Here is a 17328-nt window from a genome sequence, read left to right as displayed (position 1 = left end):
CGTTTTCTGAGATTGATGTTTGATCTTAGGGTTTAGACCAGCCGAGCCACCAAGGCGACGACAGCAAAGGTCACCAGGGCCAGCGCGGCGCCGAGCCCGAACGGCAGTAGTATCGCTCGGGTCGCGGTGGGGGCCGGGCTACGCATGTCTTCAGCTAAAGCAGCCACGTCTCGGTGCAACTGTTCAATGCTGGCTTGAGTCGTGGGGGGAGTGGACATACTACGTTTTCCTGTGTGGATCACGGGCCGCGCCTAATGCGCTAACCCTAGTTGGATAAGGTGGGCTGCTCCGCGGTAAAACTCAAGCGCCGCCGATGATTGGCTGCGCTCTGGCGGGCTCGGTATTAAAGCTTGGACCACAGCCCAACGGCGGCGACGAAGGCGGTGACCAGACCGGCGCCCACCGCAAACGGATACCAAAAGGCCTCCTGTCTAAGCTTGCTTTCTTCGGCCATAAACTTGCGGGTTTCGGCCATGAATTTCCGGATTTCGACCTGGAGCTTATCGAGTTCCGGATTATCGCGGTCATTCTCTAGCATCAGTCATCCTGTCGGGCTTGGGTCGCGCCAAGTGGGCTGCTCCGAGGCGGACGTGCGTCATTTTTTACTGTCTGCCGTCTAGGTTATATTTTGTGCGGACGGTGGGTTATCGGATGACGTCCGCTAAGGTTGTAGGCAAACTCCGAGAATTGCGTAATGAGCGCATTTGGGCACTTGACTCAAGCCTCCGACCTGCTATCCCTCGCCAAATCATTTGCCGAGGATGCAGCCTACGCAAAAGACACCGACCACCACGCTTGGGCCGCCGCTGACCGCGTTAGTCGGACTCACGACTGCTGCGCAGCCGAACGCAGCCTCCGGCAGCTGCTACAAGGAGTGCGTCGCGGCTGAAATTGTTTAACTGACTGGCATTAGGGCCCTGGACGCTTTTTAGACCCAAACACCCAATGAAGGGATCGATTGCACCGGCTGCAATCGCTCAAGCATTTCACCCGTCAACACCACCTCATACGTATCCGCCGGCCTCCCCCACTGTTCTACGATAGCCATGCGCTCTACCAAAAGCCCTGCCAATCCAGTAATCGTATCGGCCAATTCCTCGACGATTTGTTGAGTGCGCAACCACAAGCGATCATTAATGTCTGTCAGTTCAGCAATGATGCTCTCGGACGACGCTGGGTCCGTATCGGGATAGGTGATGTTTCGAAGCAAGTACCGCAATTCTCTTATTTTTGCGTGATCCTGTTCCGCTCCAAACTCTCCGTTCAGGATGGCTGCCGCTTTTGACTTATCGACGCGTTTCTCGGGCGAATGCTTTGCAGGCAATGTCTGCGCCATGGCGCCGGCGACGAGGACCATCATCCGGGCTTCCAAATGCTCCTTCATGGCGTCGATCGACGAAATGGACCGCGTCAAGGTAATGGAGGCTCCGCCATGGTGCGTCAGGCCCATGGTAACTTTCAGGGTCACATCACCCGTTTCAAAACCCAGGGCACGGGCTACGACGTAATGCCCCATTTCGTGATTGGCAATCTGCAGTGCATAGTCGCGCAGAGCCGCAGGCATGCTCTTCATTTCGATCCCCTCGCTTCACAGCCCCTGGTTGCGCATTCGACTACGAGTGACAATTTGTGTCCATCCAATTAACCCGTTGAGGGCGTGGACTGCCTGTAATATGCCTGCCCATTGCTCTGTACCGCTGGAGATGCCCCTTTGCCTGACACTCGCCCGCCTGTTCTCGACGAAATCGACCGCCAATTGATCGCCGCCCTGCAGATCAACGCCCGTGAAAGTGTGGCCATGCTTGCCCGGCAGTTGGGCATCGCCCGCACCACCGTTACTTCGCGCCTGGCACGGCTGGAAAAGGCCAAGGTGATCACCGGTTATGGTGTGCGCCTGGGTCAGCGCGTGATCGATGGCGGGTTGCAGGCATACGTCGGGATTACGGTGCAACCAAGGTCTGGCAAGGAAGTGCTGCGTCGTCTTAGCGCCATGGCTCAGGTGCAGCAGTTGTGTGCGGTGAGTGGCGAATTTGATTATGTGGCGTGGTTGCGCACCGATTCGCCGGAGCAGCTGGATCAGTTGCTGGATCAGATCGGCAGTGTGGATGGGGTGGAGAAGACGACGACTTCGATCATCTTGAGCAGCAAGATTGATCGGGGGCAGCCGGTTTGAGTTTCTACCGGTAGGTCTTTGGTGTCTGGTCGGGCCTCTTCGCGGGCAAGTCGGATCGCCGCACCGCTCGCCCTACAGTATGTAGTTATACGTCGTCATATTGATCCAACAATTAGCAAAACGACGACACATTGCGTCTTATTAACGTGTTCTACGCTCTCTAGAATGGCTGCCATCTTTTCCTATACTCAGACGCGCATCCTGCGTCGGGTCGCCAGCAAGGTCAGCCATGAACAAGAACAATCGCCATCCTGCAGACGGTAAAAAACCAGTCACCATTTTCGGCCCGGACTTTCCTTTCGCCTTCGACGACTGGATCGAGCACCCGGCCGGCCTGGGCAGCATTCCGGCGCACAATCACGGCGCCGAGGTGGCGATTGTCGGGGCTGGCATTGCCGGTCTGGTGGCCGCCTACGAACTGATGAAACTGGGCCTCAAACCTGTCGTCTACGAAGCCTCGAAGATGGGCGGTCGTCTGCGCTCCCAGGCGTTCAACGGCGCCGAAGGCATCATCGCCGAGCTCGGTGGCATGCGCTTCCCGGTGTCGTCCACGGCGTTTTATCACTACGTCGACAAGCTCGGCCTCGAGACCAAGCCCTTCCCGAACCCGCTGACCCCCGCGTCTGGCAGCACGGTGATCGATCTGGAAGGCAAAACCCATTACGCACAGAAACTGGCGGATCTTCCTGCACTGTTCCAGGAAGTCGCTGACGCCTGGGCCGATGCCCTGGAAGACGGTTCGCGCTTCGGCGAGATCCAGCAAGCCATCCGCGACCGCGACGTGCCGCGCCTCAAAGAGTTGTGGAACACCCTGGTGCCGCTGTGGGACGACCGCACCTTCTACGATTTTGTCGCCTCCTCCAAAGCCTTCGCCAAGCTCTCGTTCCATCACCGCGAAGTGTTCGGCCAGGTCGGTTTCGGCACCGGCGGCTGGGACTCGGACTTCCCCAACTCGATGCTGGAAATCTTCCGCGTGGTGATGACCAACTGCGACGATCACCAACACCTGGTGGTCGGCGGCGTGGAACAAGTGCCGCAGGGCATCTGGCGCCATGTGCCGGAGCGTTGCGTACACTGGCCGGAAGGCACCAGCCTCAGCTCGCTGCACAACGGCGCGCCACGTACCGGCGTGAAGAAAATTGCCCACGCGGCAGGCGGCCGTTTTGCGGTCACCGACAACTGGGGCGACATCCGCGAATACGCAGCGGTGCTGACCACTTGCCAGAGCTGGCTGCTGACCACCCAGATCGAATGCGACGAAACCCTGTTCTCGCAAAAAATGTGGATGGCTCTGGACCGCACCCGCTACATGCAGTCTTCGAAGACTTTCGTGATGGTCGATCGCCCATTCTGGAAGGACAAGGACCCGGAAACCGGCCGCGACCTGATGAGCATGACCCTCACCGATCGCCTGACCCGCGGCACGTATTTGTTCGACAACGGCGACGACAAGCCCGGGGTGATTTGCCTGTCGTACTCGTGGATGAGCGACGCGCTGAAAATGCTTCCGCAGCCGGTGGAAAAGCGCGTGAAGCTGGCGCTGGACGCATTGAAGAAGATCTACCCGAAAGTCGACATCGCCGCGCGAATCATCGGCGATCCGATCACCGTGTCATGGGAAGCCGACCCGCATTTCCTCGGTGCCTTCAAAGGCGCGCTGCCTGGTCACTACCGCTACAACCAGCGCATGTACGCGCACTTCATGCAGGACGACATGCCGACCGAGCAACGCGGGATTTTCATCGCCGGCGATGACGTTTCGTGGACGCCGGCCTGGGTCGAAGGCGCGGTGCAGACATCGCTCAACGCGGTGTGGGGCATCATGAAACACTTCGGTGGTGAAACTCACGCCGAAAACCCGGGGCCAGGCGATGTGTTCCACGAGATCGGTCCGATCGCCCTGCCCGAGTAAGAGGAATCCGAAATGCGCGTAGCCCTTTACCAATGTCCACCGCGGCCCCTGGATGTCGCAGGCAACCTGCAACGCCTGCATCAACTGGTGCTGGAGGCCAAGGGCGCGGACTTGCTGGTGCTGCCGGAGATGTTCCTGACCGGCTACAACATCGGCATAGATGCCGTCAGCGTGCTGGCGGAGGTGCACAACGGTGAGTCGGCGCAACAAATCGCGCGTATCGCCAAGGCGGCGGGGATTGCCATTCTGTATGGCTACCCGGAGCGTACCGAGGACGGGCAGATCTACAACGCCGTGCAGTTGATCGACGCCAATGGCGAGCGGCTGTGCAACTACCGCAAGACTCATCTGTTCGGTGACCTCGATCACTCGATGTTCAGCCCCGGGCCGGATGAGTTTCCGTTGGTTGAACTCAACGGCTGGAAGCTTGGCTTTTTGATCTGCTACGACCTGGAGTTCCCGGAGAACGCCCGGCGTCTGGCGTTGGCCGGTGCCGAGCTGATCCTGGTGCCGACGGCGAACATGATTCCCTACGATTTCATCGCCGACGTCACCGTCCGCGCCCGGGCCTTCGAAAACCAGTGTTATGTGGCTTACGCCAACTACTGCGGGAGCGAGGGCGAGATCCAGTATTGCGGCCAGAGCAGCATCGCCGCGCCGGATGGCAGCCGCATCGCCCAGGCCGGTCTTGATGAAGCGCTGATTGTCGGTGAGCTGGATCGCCAGCTGATGATCGATTCCCGCGCCGCCAATCGCTACTTCCTCGATCGCCGTCCCGAGCTTTACGACGCGCTGAACAAGCGCTGATCCACTTAGGGGGCGTTCTCAATATGTTTCCCCGGCGCAGTGTGGAAACTCATTGAGAACGCCCCCTAATCCGCTAGCATTAGCGCTTCCCTGTTCTGGAAGTGCTCATGCCTGCGCTGAATCACCCCCACCTTCACACTGAAACCCTGGCCAACGGTCTGCGGGTGACGCTGCGTCATGCTCCCGGTTTGAAACGCTGCGCCGCTGCGTTGCGGGTCGCTGCCGGCAGTCACGACGTGCCATTGGCCTGGCCGGGGCTGGCGCACTTTCTCGAGCATTTGCTGTTCCTGGGTACAGAGCGCTTTCCCGCAGGGCAAGGGCTGATGGCCTATGTGCAAGGTCATGGCGGGCAGGTGAATGCGCGCACCAGCGAACGGACGACGGACTTCTTTTTCGAACTGCCGCCTCAGGCGTTCAGCGCTGGGCTGGAGCGTCTGTCAGACATGCTCGCCCATCCACGTATGAATCCGGACGATCAGCGGCGGGAACGGGAAGTGCTGCACGCTGAATTTGTCGCCTGGTCGCGGGATGCCACAGCCCAACAGCAATTCGCACTGTTCGACGGGCTCTCGGTGGCTCACCCGTTACGGGCGTTTCATGCCGGTAACCGTTACAGCCTGCCGATTCCGCAGCCCGAGTTTCAGCAAGCGCTGAAGGACTTCCATCAGCAGTTTTATCAGACCGGGCAGATGACCTTGAGCCTGGCCGGCCCGCAGGGGCTCGATGAATTGAAGGGGATGGCGCAGGCGTTTGCCGTTGCCATTCCCGTCGGTGAAAAAGTCCCTCAGGCAAAGCCCACCCTGTTGATGGACTCTTCGGCCAATAGTTATCAACAGGCTGGAGAACGTCGGCTGGATCTGCTGTTTGCCTTCGAAGCCCTGCCCGACTCATCGCCCGAAGCGCTGGCGTTCCTGTGTCATTGGTTGAACGCCGCAAAACCCGGCGGCCTGTTGGCGCAGCTGCGAGACGCCGGGCTGGCGGACAACCTGAAAGCCGCACCGCTCTACCGCTACGCCGGGCAAGCCTTGCTGCACATCGAGCTCACACGGCCCGCCAATGCTACGCAATCGGGCAGCGTGATCCGTGAACGGCTTCTGGATTGGCTGGGCTTTTTTTCCTCCCGTCAGGACTGGGCCCCATTGCGCGAAGAATATGCCGCCCTGCAGCAGCGCCAACAGCAAGTCAGCAGCGCCTTGCAACTGGCCCAACGGGACAGCGAGCAACTTGAACCGGGGTTGTCCGAACAGGGCGTTGTCGCCCTCAAGGCAGTCCTGAAACAAATCGACGCTGTGGATAACTTCACCGGCCAGTGGCAACTGCCAACGCCCAACCCATTTTTGCGTACCGAGGCTCCAGCCGCGAATGCCGGTTTGATTCGCGGCCAGACCAGCGCCCACCGTGGCCTGCGGACTTTTGCCCAGGATCGCTCACGCAGTCGCCGCGAACGATCGCCAATGCAGTTCAGTCAGGCGTTGCCGGATAACACGGAGGAAGGTGCGGTTTATCTGCGCTGGCGCCTGGAATCCGCCCCTCACAGCCGCCTTCAGGCGAATCTGGAAAACAGCCTGCAGCCGTTGCGTGAAGAGGCACGTCAGGCCGGTGTCGACGTTTCCTTCAGTGCATCGGGCAATCAATGGCTGCTGAAAATGACGGGCCTGCAGGAGCCGATGCCAGGCGTCCTCGAACATGCGCTGAAAGCGCTGACAAAACCTGATGCCCGTTCCTCACAGGAAGAACCGACGGCCATTGCGTTGATGCCAATTCGACAGCTGCTCAAGGCACTGCCCGATCTATGCACTGAGCACACCGCAGCCTCGGATGACTTGCAGCAACTCTGGTCGAGCGCGCACTGGGATGGTCTGGCGACCGGTCTGTCGGCCCAGACACAAGCGGCGATGGCGCTTGCCTTGAGTCGTGTGCCGGGAACACCAGACAATCAATCGACGCCGCCTTTACCGATCGGCTCACAGCATCTCTGGAACACCGTCGATACCGGCTCCAGTGAACACGCGCTGTTACTCTTTTGTCCGACGGCAACCCATGACATCGCCGACGAAGCCGCCTGGCGTTTACTCGCACACGTATGCCAGACACCGTTCTATCAGCGCCTGCGGGTGGAGCTGCAACTGGGTTACGCCGTGTTCAGTGGGCTGCGCCAGATAAACGGTCAGACCGGGCTGTTGTTCGGCGTGCAATCGCCGAGCGTCGCGCCTCTGTACTTGTTGCAGCACATCGAACAGTTCCTCGGCGAGTTCGAAACGACGATCGAAAGCATCGATGAGCTGACCTTCATCGACCAACGCCAGGCCCTGGCCGATCAATTCGACAGCACCGTCCTGCCCAACGCCCAGGCCGCCGAACTGCTCTGGCAAGGCAAACTGGCCGGCCACTCGTCGGATTATCTGGGGCTTCTACCTCAGGCGATTGTGAAGATCGACCGCAAAGCCTTACTGGCCGCGGCACAACGATTGAAACAGGCGCAAGGCGGCTGGCGCTGTCTGGCCAGCGGACCTTGCCCGACTACGCTTTGGCAAGTGGCAAAATGATCATTACCGGCGCTGCAATTAGCTTTCTCAAAGATTCGCAGCCAATCGCTCTGTAATTTTGAGTAACATAGCCACCTAACTATCTGAACATCTCCGACTGGAGGTGGACTATATGTATAGGTCTCAACTGTCCCATCCACCTGAAGGAGCGCTCCTATGTCCTGGTCCAAACCTGCTTACACCGACCTGCGTATCGGCTTCGAAGTCACCATGTACTTCGCAAGCCGCTAAGCTCTGCCGTTTGGTAGAGAATGCAGTGCTACGCCTCGGCTTGCCGGGGCGTTTTTATTTTCAGTTTTCAATGATGGAGCGGCCATGTTTGTCCAGATTCTAGGTTCCGCCGCCGGCGGCGGTTTCCCCCAGTGGAACTGCAACTGCGCGAACTGCGCAGGTTTTCGCGACGGCAGCCTACGGGCCGAGGCGCGTACCCAGTCGTCCATCGCGATTTCCGATGACGGCGTGAACTGGGTGCTGTGCAATGCTTCGCCGGACATCCGCGCCCAGCTCCAGAGTTTCTCGCCGATGCAGCCGGGGCGCGCGCTGCGTGATACCGGTATCAGCGCAATCATCCTGATGGACAGCCAGATCGACCACACCACCGGCCTGCTCAGCCTGCGCGAAGGTTGCCCGCATCAGGTGTGGTGCACCGACATGGTCCACGAAGACCTGAGCACCGGTTTTCCGTTGTTCACCATGCTGACTCACTGGAATGGCGGGTTGAACTGGAACCGTATCGAACTCGATCAGAGCTTCACCGTCCCGGCCTGCCCGAACCTGCGCTTCACCCCGCTGCCCCTGCGCAGCGCTGCACCACCCTACTCGCCGCACCGCTTCGACCCGCACCCGGGCGACAACATCGGCCTGATCGTCGAAGACCTGAGCACCGGCGGTAAACTGTTCTACGCACCGGGCTTGGGCAAGGTCGATGCACCGCTGTTGAAAATCATGGCCAGCAGCGATTGCCTGTTGGTGGACGGTACGATGTGGGACGACGACGAAATGCAGCGCCGTGGCGTTGGCACCCGCACGGGCCGGGAGATGGGCCACCTGGCGCAGAACGGCCCCGGCGGCATGCTCGAAGTGCTGGAACAACTGCCCAGGCAGCGCAAAGTGCTTATCCACATCAACAACACCAACCCGATTCTCGATGAGGATTCGCCAGAGCGCGCGGAACTGGCCCGGCGCGAGGTTGAAGTGGCGTATGACGGCATGAGTATTGTGCTGTAGCGGATGGCCTCTTCGCGGGGTAGGAGCGAGGCTTGCCCGCGAAAGCGTCCGACCAGACACCCCAGAATCCACCGGTTGTTCCCCCGGAGAACCGCAATGACTGACACCCCAATGTCCCCCGCAGAATTCGAAGCGGCCCTGCGCGCCAAGGGCGCCTACTACCACATCTATCACCCGTATCACGTGGCGATGTATGAAGGCCGGGCAACCCGCGAGCAGATCCAGGGCTGGGTCGCCAACCGCTTTTACTATCAGGTGAACATCCCGCTCAAGGACGCCGCGATCCTGGCCAACTGCCCGGACCGCGAGATTCGTCGCGAGTGGATTCAGCGCCTGCTGGACCATGACGGCGCCCCCGGCGAAGACGGCGGTATCGAAGCCTGGTTGCGTCTTGGGCAAGCGGTCGGCCTCGACCCGGATCAACTGCGTTCCCAGGAGCTGGTGCTGCCTGGCGTGCGGTTCGCCGTGGATGCCTACGTCAACTTCGCCCGCCGGGCCCGTTGGCAGGAAGCCGCCAGCAGCTCGCTGACCGAGCTGTTCGCGCCGCAGATCCACCAATCGCGCCTCGACAGTTGGCCGCAGCATTACCCGTGGATCGACCCGGCCGGTTACGAATATTTCCGTACGCGCCTTGGCCAGGCTCGCCGGGATGTGGAGCACGGTCTGGCGATCACTTTGCAGCACTACACCACGCGAGAAGGCCAGGAGCGGATGCTGGAAATTCTCCAGTTCAAACTGGACATTCTTTGGAGCATGCTCGATGCCATGAGCATGGCCTACGAACTGAACCGCCCGCCGTACCACAGCGTGACCGAACAGCGGGTCTGGCATAAAGGAATCACCTTATGAGTTTCGATCGCAGCAAAACCCCGACCTGGCGCCCCGGCTACCGTTTCCAGTACGAACCGGCGCAAAAAGGCCATGTATTGCTCTACCCCGAAGGCATGATCAAACTCAACGAAAGCGCCGCGCTGATCGGCGGCTTGATCGATGGCCAGCGGGATGTCGCGGCGATCATCGCCGAGTTGAACACGCAGTTCCCCGACGTACCCGAGCTCGGTGACGACATCGAGCAATTCATGGAGGTCGCCCGTGCTCAGCACTGGATCGAACTTGCCTGAGTCCGCGTCAGGCAAGTTGCCAGCCAAACCCGACATCGGCCTGCCGCTGTGGCTGCTGGCCGAACTGACTTACCGCTGCCCGCTGCAATGCCCGTACTGCTCCAACCCACTGGATTTCGCCGAGCAAGGCAAAGAGTTGACCACCGAGCAGTGGATCAAGGTCTTTCGCGAAGCCCGGGAGATGGGCGCGGCGCAGTTGGGTTTTTCCGGTGGTGAGCCCCTGGTGCGCCAGGACCTCGCCGAGTTGATTTTTGAAGCGCGCAAGCTGGGTTTCTACACCAACCTGATCACCTCCGGCATCGGCCTCACCGAGCAGAAAATCAGCGATTTCAAGAAGGCCGGCCTGGACCACATCCAGATCAGTTTTCAGGCCAGCGACGAACAGGTGAACAACCTGCTGGCCGGCTCAAAAAAAGCCTTCGCGCAAAAACTCGAAATGGCCCGCGCGGTGAAGGCGCATGGCTACCCGATGGTGCTGAACTTCGTCACCCATCGGCACAACATCGACAAGATCGACCGGATCATCGAGCTGTGTATTGCCCTTGAAGCAGACTTCGTCGAACTCGCGACATGCCAGTTCTATGGTTGGGCGCAGCTCAATCGGGTCGGCCTGTTGCCGACCAAGGAACAACTGGTTCGCGCCGAACGCATCACCAACGAATACCGCGCGAAACTGGAAGCCGAAGGACATCCGTGCAAGCTGATTTTCGTGACGCCGGACTATTACGAAGAACGTCCGAAAGCCTGCATGAACGGCTGGGGCAGTATTTTTCTGACAGTCACGCCGGACGGAACCGCCCTGCCCTGTCACGGCGCCCGACAGATGCCGGTGCAGTTTCCCAACGTGCGCGACCACAGCATGCAACACATCTGGTACGACTCGTTCGGCTTCAACCGCTTTCGCGGTTACGACTGGATGCCCGAGCCATGCCGCTCCTGCGACGAAAAAGAAAAGGACTTCGGCGGCTGCCGTTGCCAGGCGTTCATGCTCACGGGTGACGCGAGCAATGCCGACCCGGTGTGCAGCAAGTCGGAACATCACGGCGTGATCCTCAAGGCCCGCGAAGAAGCCGAGCACGCAACCCAGACCATCGAACAACTGGCCTTTCGCAATGAACGAAACTCACGCCTCATCGCCAAAAGCTGAACCCTTGAGCGCCGCCAGGGCCGTCGCGGCCGGCATCGACTTCGCCGAGTTGCAAGTCGGCGAGCATGGCCTGTTCTGGAACGAGTACCGTCCAGAGGATGCCGCCTGCCGCATCTGGCAATGGCGCGACGGCCAGGCTCGTTGCCTGACACCGCCCACCTTCAGTGTGCGCAGCCGGGTGTACGAATATGGCGGCGGCGCGTTTTGCCTGACCGGCGACGGGCTGGTTTTCGTCAACGAGGCCGATCAGCAGCTGTATCGGCAATCGCTGATCGATGAAACACCTGAGGTACTGACTTCAAGTGAATGCCGTTACGGCGATCTGCAGTTCGCCAACGGGCAAGTGCTGGCGGTGGAAGAGAACCGCGATCGACATCGCCTGGTGGCGATCGATCTGGCTGACGGCCGACGCCATCTGCTGGCCGAGGGTGCCGATTTCTATGCGGCACCGACCCTGAGTCCTGACGGTCGGCGTCTGGCCTGGATCGAGTGGAATCGCCCGGATCAGCCCTGGACCGCCACTCGCCTGATGGTTGCCGAGCGCCAGAGTGATCAAACCTTTTCGCCGCCGCGTTGTGTGGCCGGCGACGACGCGCAGGAATCGCTGCAACAACCTCGATTCGATGACAGCGGCCGTCTGTTTTGTCTGACCGATCGCGGCGGGTTCTGGCAGCCGTGGGTGGAGTCGACCAGCGGTCTGAGCCCACTTCCGAGCGCTGCTGCCGACCATGGACCGGCGCCTTGGCAGTTGGGCGGTTGCACTTGGTTGCCGCTGAGCAAAGACACTTATCTGGCGAGCTGGACCGAAGGTGGGTTTGGCCGTTTGGGGCTCTGTCATGGCGATGGTTCCTGTGAAGATTTCACCGGCGACTACAGCCGCTTCCGCCATCTCGCACAGGATGAGCAGTTCATCTACTGCATCGCCGCTTCGCCGGTCAGTTCAGCGGCGGTGATTGCCATTGACCGCGAAACCCGGCAGGTGAAGACCCTCGCCGGTGGCGTTGCACCCCTGCCCGCCGATCAGATCAGCCGCCCGCAAACCCTGCGTTATCCGAGCGGTTCGGGCGAGGCCCACGGGTTCTTCTACCCGGCGATGACCGGCGACACGCAACCGCCTTTGGTGGTGTTCATTCACGGCGGGCCGACTTCGGCCTGCTACCCGATGTTCGACCCGCGAATCCAGTATTGGGCACAACGCGGCTTCGCCGTGGCCGACCTCAACTACCGAGGCAGCAGCGGCTACGGCCGCGCTTATCGACAGGCGCTGCATTTGAGCTGGGGCGACGTGGATGTGCAAGATGCCTGCGCAGTGGTCGGCTACCTCGCCGAACGCGGACTGATCGACGGCGAGAAAGCGTTTATCCGTGGCGGCAGCGCCGGCGGGTACACCACGTTGTGCGCACTGGCCTTTCACAAGGTCTTTCGCGCAGGCGCCAGCCTGTATGGTGTCAGCGATCCCGTTGCGCTGGGCCGTGTCACCCACAAGTTCGAAGGCGATTATCTGGACTGGTTGATCGGCGACCCAATGCAGGACGCTGAACGCTACGCCGCACGCACGCCGCTGCTACACGCGAACAACATCAGCGTTCCGATGATCTTCTTTCAGGGTGAACTGGACGCCGTGGTGGTGCCGCAACAGACCCGCGACATGGTCAAGGCGCTACAGGACAACGGCATTCTGGTCGAAGCGCATTACTACGCCGACGAACGCCATGGCTTTCGCAAGGCCGGCAATCAGGCCCACGCACTGGAGCAGGAATGGTTGTTTTATCGGCGGGTGATGGAATTGGCGGACTGAAGTCGGCGCGATCAACACAAAAAAACGCCCCACGCGAAAAGAATCAAACGTGGGGCGTTGCGTTATACCGCGAGACGGTTCGGAAATTCGTGTAGGGCGGGTCCGATCAGACCGCAATACCTTTGCGGCACTGCAGTTGCGCGGTGCGTACGCGGGAGAAGGCGCGGGCCAGGCGCAGGAGCATTTCGTCGATATTGGCCTTGCTGACAGTGAGGGCCGGGGTAAAGCGCAGGCAATCGGGTTGCGGGGCGTTGAGCAGCAAGCCTTCATACAACGCAGCCTTGACTACGGCGTCGGCCGAATCGTCGGACAGATCGAGCCCCCAGAGCAGCCCTTGCCCGCGCAATTCGCCGTGACCATAGCGATGGGCCAGACGCCCCAGGCCTTCGCCCAAGTGCTGAGCGGTTTCCCGCATATGATCGAGAAAGCCCTTGTCCTGCACGCTGTCGAGCACGACAAGCCCGGCGGCACTCATCAACGCATTGCCATGATGAGTGCCGCTCATTTCGCCGGTTTCGAAACAACAGGCCTTGCCTCGCGCCAACAATGCCGCCAATGGCACGCCACCGCCGAGCCCTTTGCCGAGCACGACGATATCTGCCCGTACACCGTAGGACTGTTCGGCGAGCAAGGTGCCGCAACGACCGACGCCGGTTTGCACTTCGTCGAGTATCAGCAGAATGCCAAGCTCACGACACAAGCGCTCGACGCCCTTGAGGTAGTGCTCGGTAGCGGGAATCACCCCGGCCTCGCTCTGGATCGGTTCAAGCATGATCGCGACCGTCTGGGCATCAACGGCCGCATGTAAGGCGGGCAGGTCATTAAACGGAACAGGACTGAAGCCCGGTAGCTGTGGCTCGAATCGGTTGACCAGGTTCGAACTGTCCGACGCCGAAATCGTCCCGAGACTACGGCCATGACAGCCTTTACTGGCCACGATGATCCGCGAAGCGCCGCCACGATGTTGCTGACCCCATTTGCGCGCCAGTTTGATCGCCGCTTCACAGGCTTCGCTGCCACTGTTGAGCAGGTACGCCTGGTCACTGCCAGTGCTGGCGCAGAGCCGCTCGGCAAGGTTGAGCATGCCGCGGTTGTGCAGTCCAAAACCCGGATTGATCAGCGACTGAGCCTGTTCCGAAATCGCTTTGACCAGTGCTGAAGGGCTGTGTCCGAGGCTATTGGCACCGCCACCTTGTGAGAAGTCCAGATAAGCGCGGTCATCGCTGTCCCACAACCAGGAGCCTTGGCCACGCACGAAAATCTGTTTCGGCCGTTCGACACTGGGCATCAGGCACTCGCTGGAAAAGTTGTCGCTTCTGGCCGGCAGGGAAGTGTCCATCGCCAGGTCATCAAGGCTCGGTGGCTTGCGTCGCAGGTTGAACAGATTCATCGGATAAAACCTCGTCCGAGGTTTTTTGCCTTGCCTATGTAAACACCATCGTCGTAAACGGTATTCATCGTGTGCTCTGGCCCTGTAAGCCTTGTGAATGCGGTTAGACTAGGCGTAGGCAAGGCACTGAGCCATTTCGATTTCTCAGCATTTTCGATAAGTATTACTTATGGATTTCAAACAACTGCGTTATTTCGTCGCGGTCTACGAAGAGGGCCACGTCGGTCGGGCCGCCGAGCGACTTTCAATCTCCCAGCCAGCGTTGTCCCAGCAGATCCGCCAACTCGAACAGAACCTCGATGTGAGCCTGTTCGAACGCAGTAGCAAACGTCTGCTGCCAACCCTGGCGGCCCACACGTTGTACAACCATGCCCTGCCCTTGCTCGATGGCCTGCAACGCGCGCGCGAAGCCTTGGGAAATTTCAAGGGCAAGGCGCTGCGAACCTTGGCCATTGGCGTGCTGCAGACCGTCCATTCCAGCCTGGTGCCGCAAATGCTCGAACGCGTGCGCAAGGCGCAGCCGCATTTGGTAGTGCAGATCTATGAACTGACCGGCCTGGAAATCGAGCGGCGCCTACTCAACGGTTCGCTGGACATCGGCATCAGTTACCTGCCGCCCCGTCAACCGGGTTTGCATGGCGTGCCGTTGTACGAAGATGAGCTGACCCTTGTCATCCCTGCGGACCATCCGTTGCGCGAATTCAAGAAGGTCTCCATGAGCCAGGCCGCCGAATTGCCGATGTTGCTGCTGGGTGAGGAGTTCCAGATACGGCAGATCTGGCAGACACAATTGGCCAATCTGGGACGCCGTCCGCAGGTGCAGGCCGAGCTGAACAACATGGCAGGGATTCTCGACAGCCTGCCGCACACGCGGCTGGCGACCGTGCTGCCCGGACGCTCACAAAAGACCCATGGCGACCAAGAGCTGCTGTGGAAACCACTGAGTGAGCCACGGGTGCCGCTGAAAGTGGGGTTGGTGTGTCGGGATGTGCAGCGGCAACAGGCTTCGCTGGCGTTGTTGCGGACATTGCTGGAAGAGGTGATGGATGATCACTTGCGTAGCCCGACAACCCCGGATGGGTTGAGCTGAACTTTTTTGCAGGCAAAAGAAAACCCCGCCGAAGCGGGGCTTTGCAGACTGTTTCCCTGACATCCATTTCACTCCGCCGTCCTGGCAGAATCCTACGTGTCCGTGTTGTTGCTTTGCGCTTCCTGCGCGACGTCCATGTGAAGTAGATTAGCTCTGGATCCAATTTGCGCATATGGGAAAACAGCAGCACGTCATGTAAGAGAATGCTTACATGACGTTACAGAGTCAGAACTGTCCTGCATCCAGCAGGAACAGCGACTCGCTACCCGCCTTTACCGACGCGCTCAACGAGTGAATACGCGGCAGCAGACGGGCGAAATAGAATCGCGCCGTACCGAGTTTGCTCGCATAGAAATCGTCCTGCGCTTCTTTGCCGAAGGCTGCCTTGGCCATCAGTGCCCACATGTAGGCGTAGGCTGTGTAACCGAATGCTTGTAGATATTCGACCGACGCAGCGCCGATTTCGTTCGGGTTGTTTTTCGCCCGGTCCAGCAGCCATGCGGTCAGATCGTCGAGGGTGTCCACTGCATCGTTCAGCGGTTTGGTGAACTCCGCCAGATCAGCACTGGCCGTCGCGGTGAAATGACGAATCTCGTCAGCGAACAGTTTGTAGAACGCCCCGCCGCTGCCGACGATCTTGCGCCCGACAAGGTCCAGCGCCTGAATACCGTTGGTGCCTTCGTAGATCTGCGTGATGCGCACGTCACGAACCAGTTGCTCCTGGCCCCACTCACGGATGTAGCCATGGCCGCCAAAAATCTGCTGGCCGTGAACCGTGGTTTCCAGCCCCAGGTCGGTCAGGAATGCCTTGGCCACAGGCGTCAACAGTGCAACCAGATCTTCTGCACGCTTGCGAGTGGTGGCGTCTTCGCTGAACTTGGCGGTGTCCAGCTGCATCGCCACGTAAGTGGAAAATGCACGGCCGCCTTCGTTGGAGGCTTTCATGGTCAGCAGCATACGACGCACGTCCGGGTGGACGATGATCGGGTCAGCCACTTTGTCTTTGTTTTGCGCGCCGGTCGGCGAACGGCTCTGCAGACGGTCGCGGGCGTATTCAATGGCGTTCTGGTAGGAACGCTCACCCGAGGCCAGGCCCTGGATGCCGACACCCAGACGCTCGTAGTTCATCATGGTGAACATCGCCGCCAGGCCTTTGTTCGGCTCGCCGACCAGGTAACCCACGGCTTCGTCGAAGTTCATCACACAGGTCGCGGACGCCTGGATGCCCATCTTGTGTTCGATCGAACCGCAGGTCGCCGGGTTGCGCGCACCGAGGCTGCCATCGGCATTGACCATGAACTTCGGCACCAGGAACAGCGAAATACCTTTCGGTCCTGCTGGCGCGTCCGGCAGTTTGGCCAGTACCAGGTGGATGATGTTTTCGGTCAGGTCGTGCTCGCCGCCGGTGATGAAGATCTTGGTGCCGCTGACCTTGTAGGAACCGTCGGCCTGAGGCTCGGCCTTGGTGCGGATAATCCCCAGATCGGTACCGGCGTGCGGCTCGGTCAGGCACATGGAACCGGCCCAGACCCCGGCGTACATGTTCGGCAGGTATGCGGCTTTCAGCTCTTCGCTGGCGTGGGCATTGATCGACAGGCAGGCGCCGGCGGTCAGCATCGGGTACAGACCGAACGACAGGCTGGCGGAGTTGACCATTTCTTCGACCTGCGCCGAAACAGCCTTGGGCATGCCCATGCCGCCATAGGTCGGATCGCCACCGACACCGACCCAACCGCCTTCAGCGTAGGTCTGATACGCCTGTGGGAAACCGGCCGGGGTGGTGACGGCACCGTCGGCCCAGTGGCAACCTTCTTCGTCAGCCGCACGGCTCAGGGGCGCGATGCTTTTGCTGGTGACCTTGCCAGCTTCTTCCAGAATGGCTTCGACAGTTTCAGCATCGACGGTCTCGGCGAGCGCAGGCAGTTCGGCCCAGAGTTTGGCGACCTCGAAAACTTCATTGAGGACGAAGCGCATATCGCGCAGGGGCGCTTTGTAGTCAGCCATGGCAAACCTCGCAAGATCTAAACAGGTGGTTCGTAGGAATAGTGATTTCGCTGTGTCCGAGTGTACCTCAACAACTTTTACGACACATAGGGTCAACCCATGACCAATTTGTT

16 protein-coding genes and 1 pseudogene are annotated in these 17328 nt (G+C 60.0%); 12 read left to right on the top strand and 5 right to left on the bottom strand.

All coding sequences use genetic code 11. From position 1 onward, the window contains the following. Positions 1–32 precede the first annotated feature (32 nt). Both PMI21_RS19065 and PMI21_RS19070 read right to left on the bottom strand, forming a co-directional pair. Positions 33–218: a hypothetical protein gene (locus PMI21_RS19065; RefSeq protein WP_007936539.1), complete on the bottom strand. Its 186-nt coding sequence runs from the start codon at positions 216–218 to the stop codon at positions 33–35. Positions 219–343: 125 nt separating this feature from the next. Continuing rightward, entirely contained in the window at positions 344–538 is a 195-nt protein-coding gene (locus tag PMI21_RS19070) for a hypothetical protein (protein WP_007936538.1), read from the bottom strand. Positions 539–712: 174 nt separating this feature from the next. Between PMI21_RS19070 and PMI21_RS29860 the strand changes: the two are divergent. Beyond that, positions 713–889, top strand: a pseudogene (locus tag PMI21_RS29860) (DUF3077 domain-containing protein); the annotation flags it as partial. Between the two features lie 39 nt (positions 890–928). Here the strand turns inward: PMI21_RS29860 and PMI21_RS19075 are convergent. Continuing rightward, positions 929–1573 (bottom strand): hypothetical protein, encoded by a 645-nt coding sequence (locus tag PMI21_RS19075; protein ID WP_007936534.1) that lies wholly within the window; start codon positions 1571–1573, stop codon positions 929–931. A gap of 138 nt (positions 1574–1711) precedes the next feature. On the opposite strand from PMI21_RS19075, the gene PMI21_RS19080 reads away from it, so the two are divergent. The 10 genes from PMI21_RS19080 to PMI21_RS19120 all read left to right on the top strand — a co-directional run bounded on the left by PMI21_RS19080 (position 1712) and on the right by PMI21_RS19120 (position 12731). Further along, positions 1712–2173: an Lrp/AsnC family transcriptional regulator gene (locus tag PMI21_RS19080; protein ID WP_007936532.1), complete on the top strand. Its 462-nt coding sequence runs from the start codon at positions 1712–1714 to the stop codon at positions 2171–2173. A gap of 229 nt (positions 2174–2402) precedes the next feature. Beyond that, positions 2403–4085, top strand: a complete 1683-nt coding sequence (locus PMI21_RS19085; protein WP_007936530.1) for a flavin monoamine oxidase family protein — start codon at positions 2403–2405, stop codon at positions 4083–4085. Positions 4086–4097: 12 nt separating this feature from the next. Then, positions 4098–4892 carry a carbon-nitrogen hydrolase family protein gene (locus tag PMI21_RS19090; protein WP_007936527.1) on the top strand — a complete coding sequence of 265 codons (795 nt, stop codon included), beginning with the start codon at positions 4098–4100 and terminating at the stop codon, positions 4890–4892. A 107-nt stretch (positions 4893–4999) separates the two neighbouring features. Beyond that, positions 5000–7438, top strand: a complete 2439-nt coding sequence (pqqF, locus tag PMI21_RS19095) for a pyrroloquinoline quinone biosynthesis protein PqqF (protein ID WP_007936525.1) — start codon at positions 5000–5002, stop codon at positions 7436–7438. A gap of 156 nt (positions 7439–7594) precedes the next feature. After that, on the top strand, positions 7595–7669 hold the full coding sequence (gene pqqA / locus PMI21_RS28750) for a pyrroloquinoline quinone precursor peptide PqqA (protein ID WP_009045898.1): 75 nt from the start codon (positions 7595–7597) through the stop codon (positions 7667–7669). A gap of 84 nt (positions 7670–7753) precedes the next feature. Beyond that, positions 7754–8665 (top strand): pyrroloquinoline quinone biosynthesis protein PqqB, encoded by a 912-nt coding sequence (gene pqqB / locus PMI21_RS19100; RefSeq protein WP_007936523.1) that lies wholly within the window; start codon positions 7754–7756, stop codon positions 8663–8665. 96 nt (positions 8666–8761) lie between these two features. Continuing rightward, positions 8762–9514 carry a pyrroloquinoline-quinone synthase PqqC gene (pqqC, locus tag PMI21_RS19105; RefSeq protein ID WP_007936521.1) on the top strand — a complete coding sequence of 251 codons (753 nt, stop codon included), beginning with the start codon at positions 8762–8764 and terminating at the stop codon, positions 9512–9514. Further along, the gene (gene pqqD, locus PMI21_RS19110; RefSeq protein ID WP_007936506.1) at positions 9511–9786 is read left to right on the top strand and encodes a pyrroloquinoline quinone biosynthesis peptide chaperone PqqD; all 276 of its coding nucleotides are present in this window, start codon (positions 9511–9513) and stop codon (positions 9784–9786) included. Before pqqC ends, pqqD begins: the two co-directional genes overlap by 4 nt. After that, positions 9758–10933, top strand: a complete 1176-nt coding sequence (pqqE, locus tag PMI21_RS19115; protein WP_007936504.1) for a pyrroloquinoline quinone biosynthesis protein PqqE — start codon at positions 9758–9760, stop codon at positions 10931–10933. The genes pqqD and pqqE overlap by 29 nt, the downstream gene beginning before the upstream one ends. Beyond that, positions 10899–12731, top strand: coding sequence for a S9 family peptidase (locus PMI21_RS19120; RefSeq protein ID WP_007936502.1), 1833 nt, complete (start codon positions 10899–10901; stop codon positions 12729–12731). The genes pqqE and PMI21_RS19120 overlap by 35 nt, the downstream gene beginning before the upstream one ends. 106 nt (positions 12732–12837) lie before the next feature. Here PMI21_RS19120 and PMI21_RS19125 read toward each other — a convergent pair whose 3' ends face one another. Then, positions 12838–14121, bottom strand: a complete 1284-nt coding sequence (locus PMI21_RS19125) for an aspartate aminotransferase family protein (protein ID WP_007936500.1) — start codon at positions 14119–14121, stop codon at positions 12838–12840. Between the two features lie 169 nt (positions 14122–14290). Here PMI21_RS19125 and PMI21_RS19130 point away from each other — a divergent pair, with 169 nt between their 5' ends. Further along, positions 14291–15211, top strand: a complete 921-nt coding sequence (locus PMI21_RS19130; protein ID WP_007936498.1) for a LysR family transcriptional regulator — start codon at positions 14291–14293, stop codon at positions 15209–15211. Between the two features lie 225 nt (positions 15212–15436). Here PMI21_RS19130 and PMI21_RS19135 read toward each other — a convergent pair whose 3' ends face one another. Continuing rightward, the gene (locus PMI21_RS19135) at positions 15437–17215 is read right to left on the bottom strand and encodes an acyl-CoA dehydrogenase C-terminal domain-containing protein (protein ID WP_007936496.1); all 1779 of its coding nucleotides are present in this window, start codon (positions 17213–17215) and stop codon (positions 15437–15439) included. Positions 17216–17328: the final 113 nt, after the last annotated feature.

It is taken from the genome of Pseudomonas sp. GM18, from assembly GCF_000282195.1.
GTDB lineage: Bacteria > Pseudomonadota > Gammaproteobacteria > Pseudomonadales > Pseudomonadaceae > Aquipseudomonas.
This window is presented reverse-complemented; position numbering and strand designations above follow the sequence as displayed.

Bases quoted from the DNA above. Each gene is read 5' to 3' on its own strand.
- PMI21_RS19135 (WP_007936496.1), bottom strand. From the start codon at position 17,215: ATGGCTGACTACAAAGCGCCCCTGCGCGATATGCGCTTCGTCCTCAAT.
- PMI21_RS19090 (WP_007936527.1), top strand. From the start codon at position 4,098: ATGCGCGTAGCCCTTTACCAATGTCCACCGCGGCCCCTGGATGTCGCA.
- PMI21_RS19125 (WP_007936500.1), bottom strand. From the start codon at position 14,121: ATGAATCTGTTCAACCTGCGACGCAAGCCACCGAGCCTTGATGACCTG.
- pqqC (WP_007936521.1), top strand. From the start codon at position 8,762: ATGACTGACACCCCAATGTCCCCCGCAGAATTCGAAGCGGCCCTGCGC.
- PMI21_RS19075 (WP_007936534.1), bottom strand. From the start codon at position 1,573: ATGAAGAGCATGCCTGCGGCTCTGCGCGACTATGCACTGCAGATTGCC.
- pqqD (WP_007936506.1), top strand. From the start codon at position 9,511: ATGAGTTTCGATCGCAGCAAAACCCCGACCTGGCGCCCCGGCTACCGT.
- PMI21_RS19120 (WP_007936502.1), top strand. From the start codon at position 10,899: ATGAACGAAACTCACGCCTCATCGCCAAAAGCTGAACCCTTGAGCGCC.
- pqqF (WP_007936525.1), top strand. From the start codon at position 5,000: ATGCCTGCGCTGAATCACCCCCACCTTCACACTGAAACCCTGGCCAAC.
- PMI21_RS19085 (WP_007936530.1), top strand. From the start codon at position 2,403: ATGAACAAGAACAATCGCCATCCTGCAGACGGTAAAAAACCAGTCACC.
- PMI21_RS19065 (WP_007936539.1), bottom strand. From the start codon at position 218: ATGTCCACTCCCCCCACGACTCAAGCCAGCATTGAACAGTTGCACCGA.
- PMI21_RS19130 (WP_007936498.1), top strand. From the start codon at position 14,291: ATGGATTTCAAACAACTGCGTTATTTCGTCGCGGTCTACGAAGAGGGC.
- PMI21_RS19070 (WP_007936538.1), bottom strand. From the start codon at position 538: ATGCTAGAGAATGACCGCGATAATCCGGAACTCGATAAGCTCCAGGTC.
- pqqB (WP_007936523.1), top strand. From the start codon at position 7,754: ATGTTTGTCCAGATTCTAGGTTCCGCCGCCGGCGGCGGTTTCCCCCAG.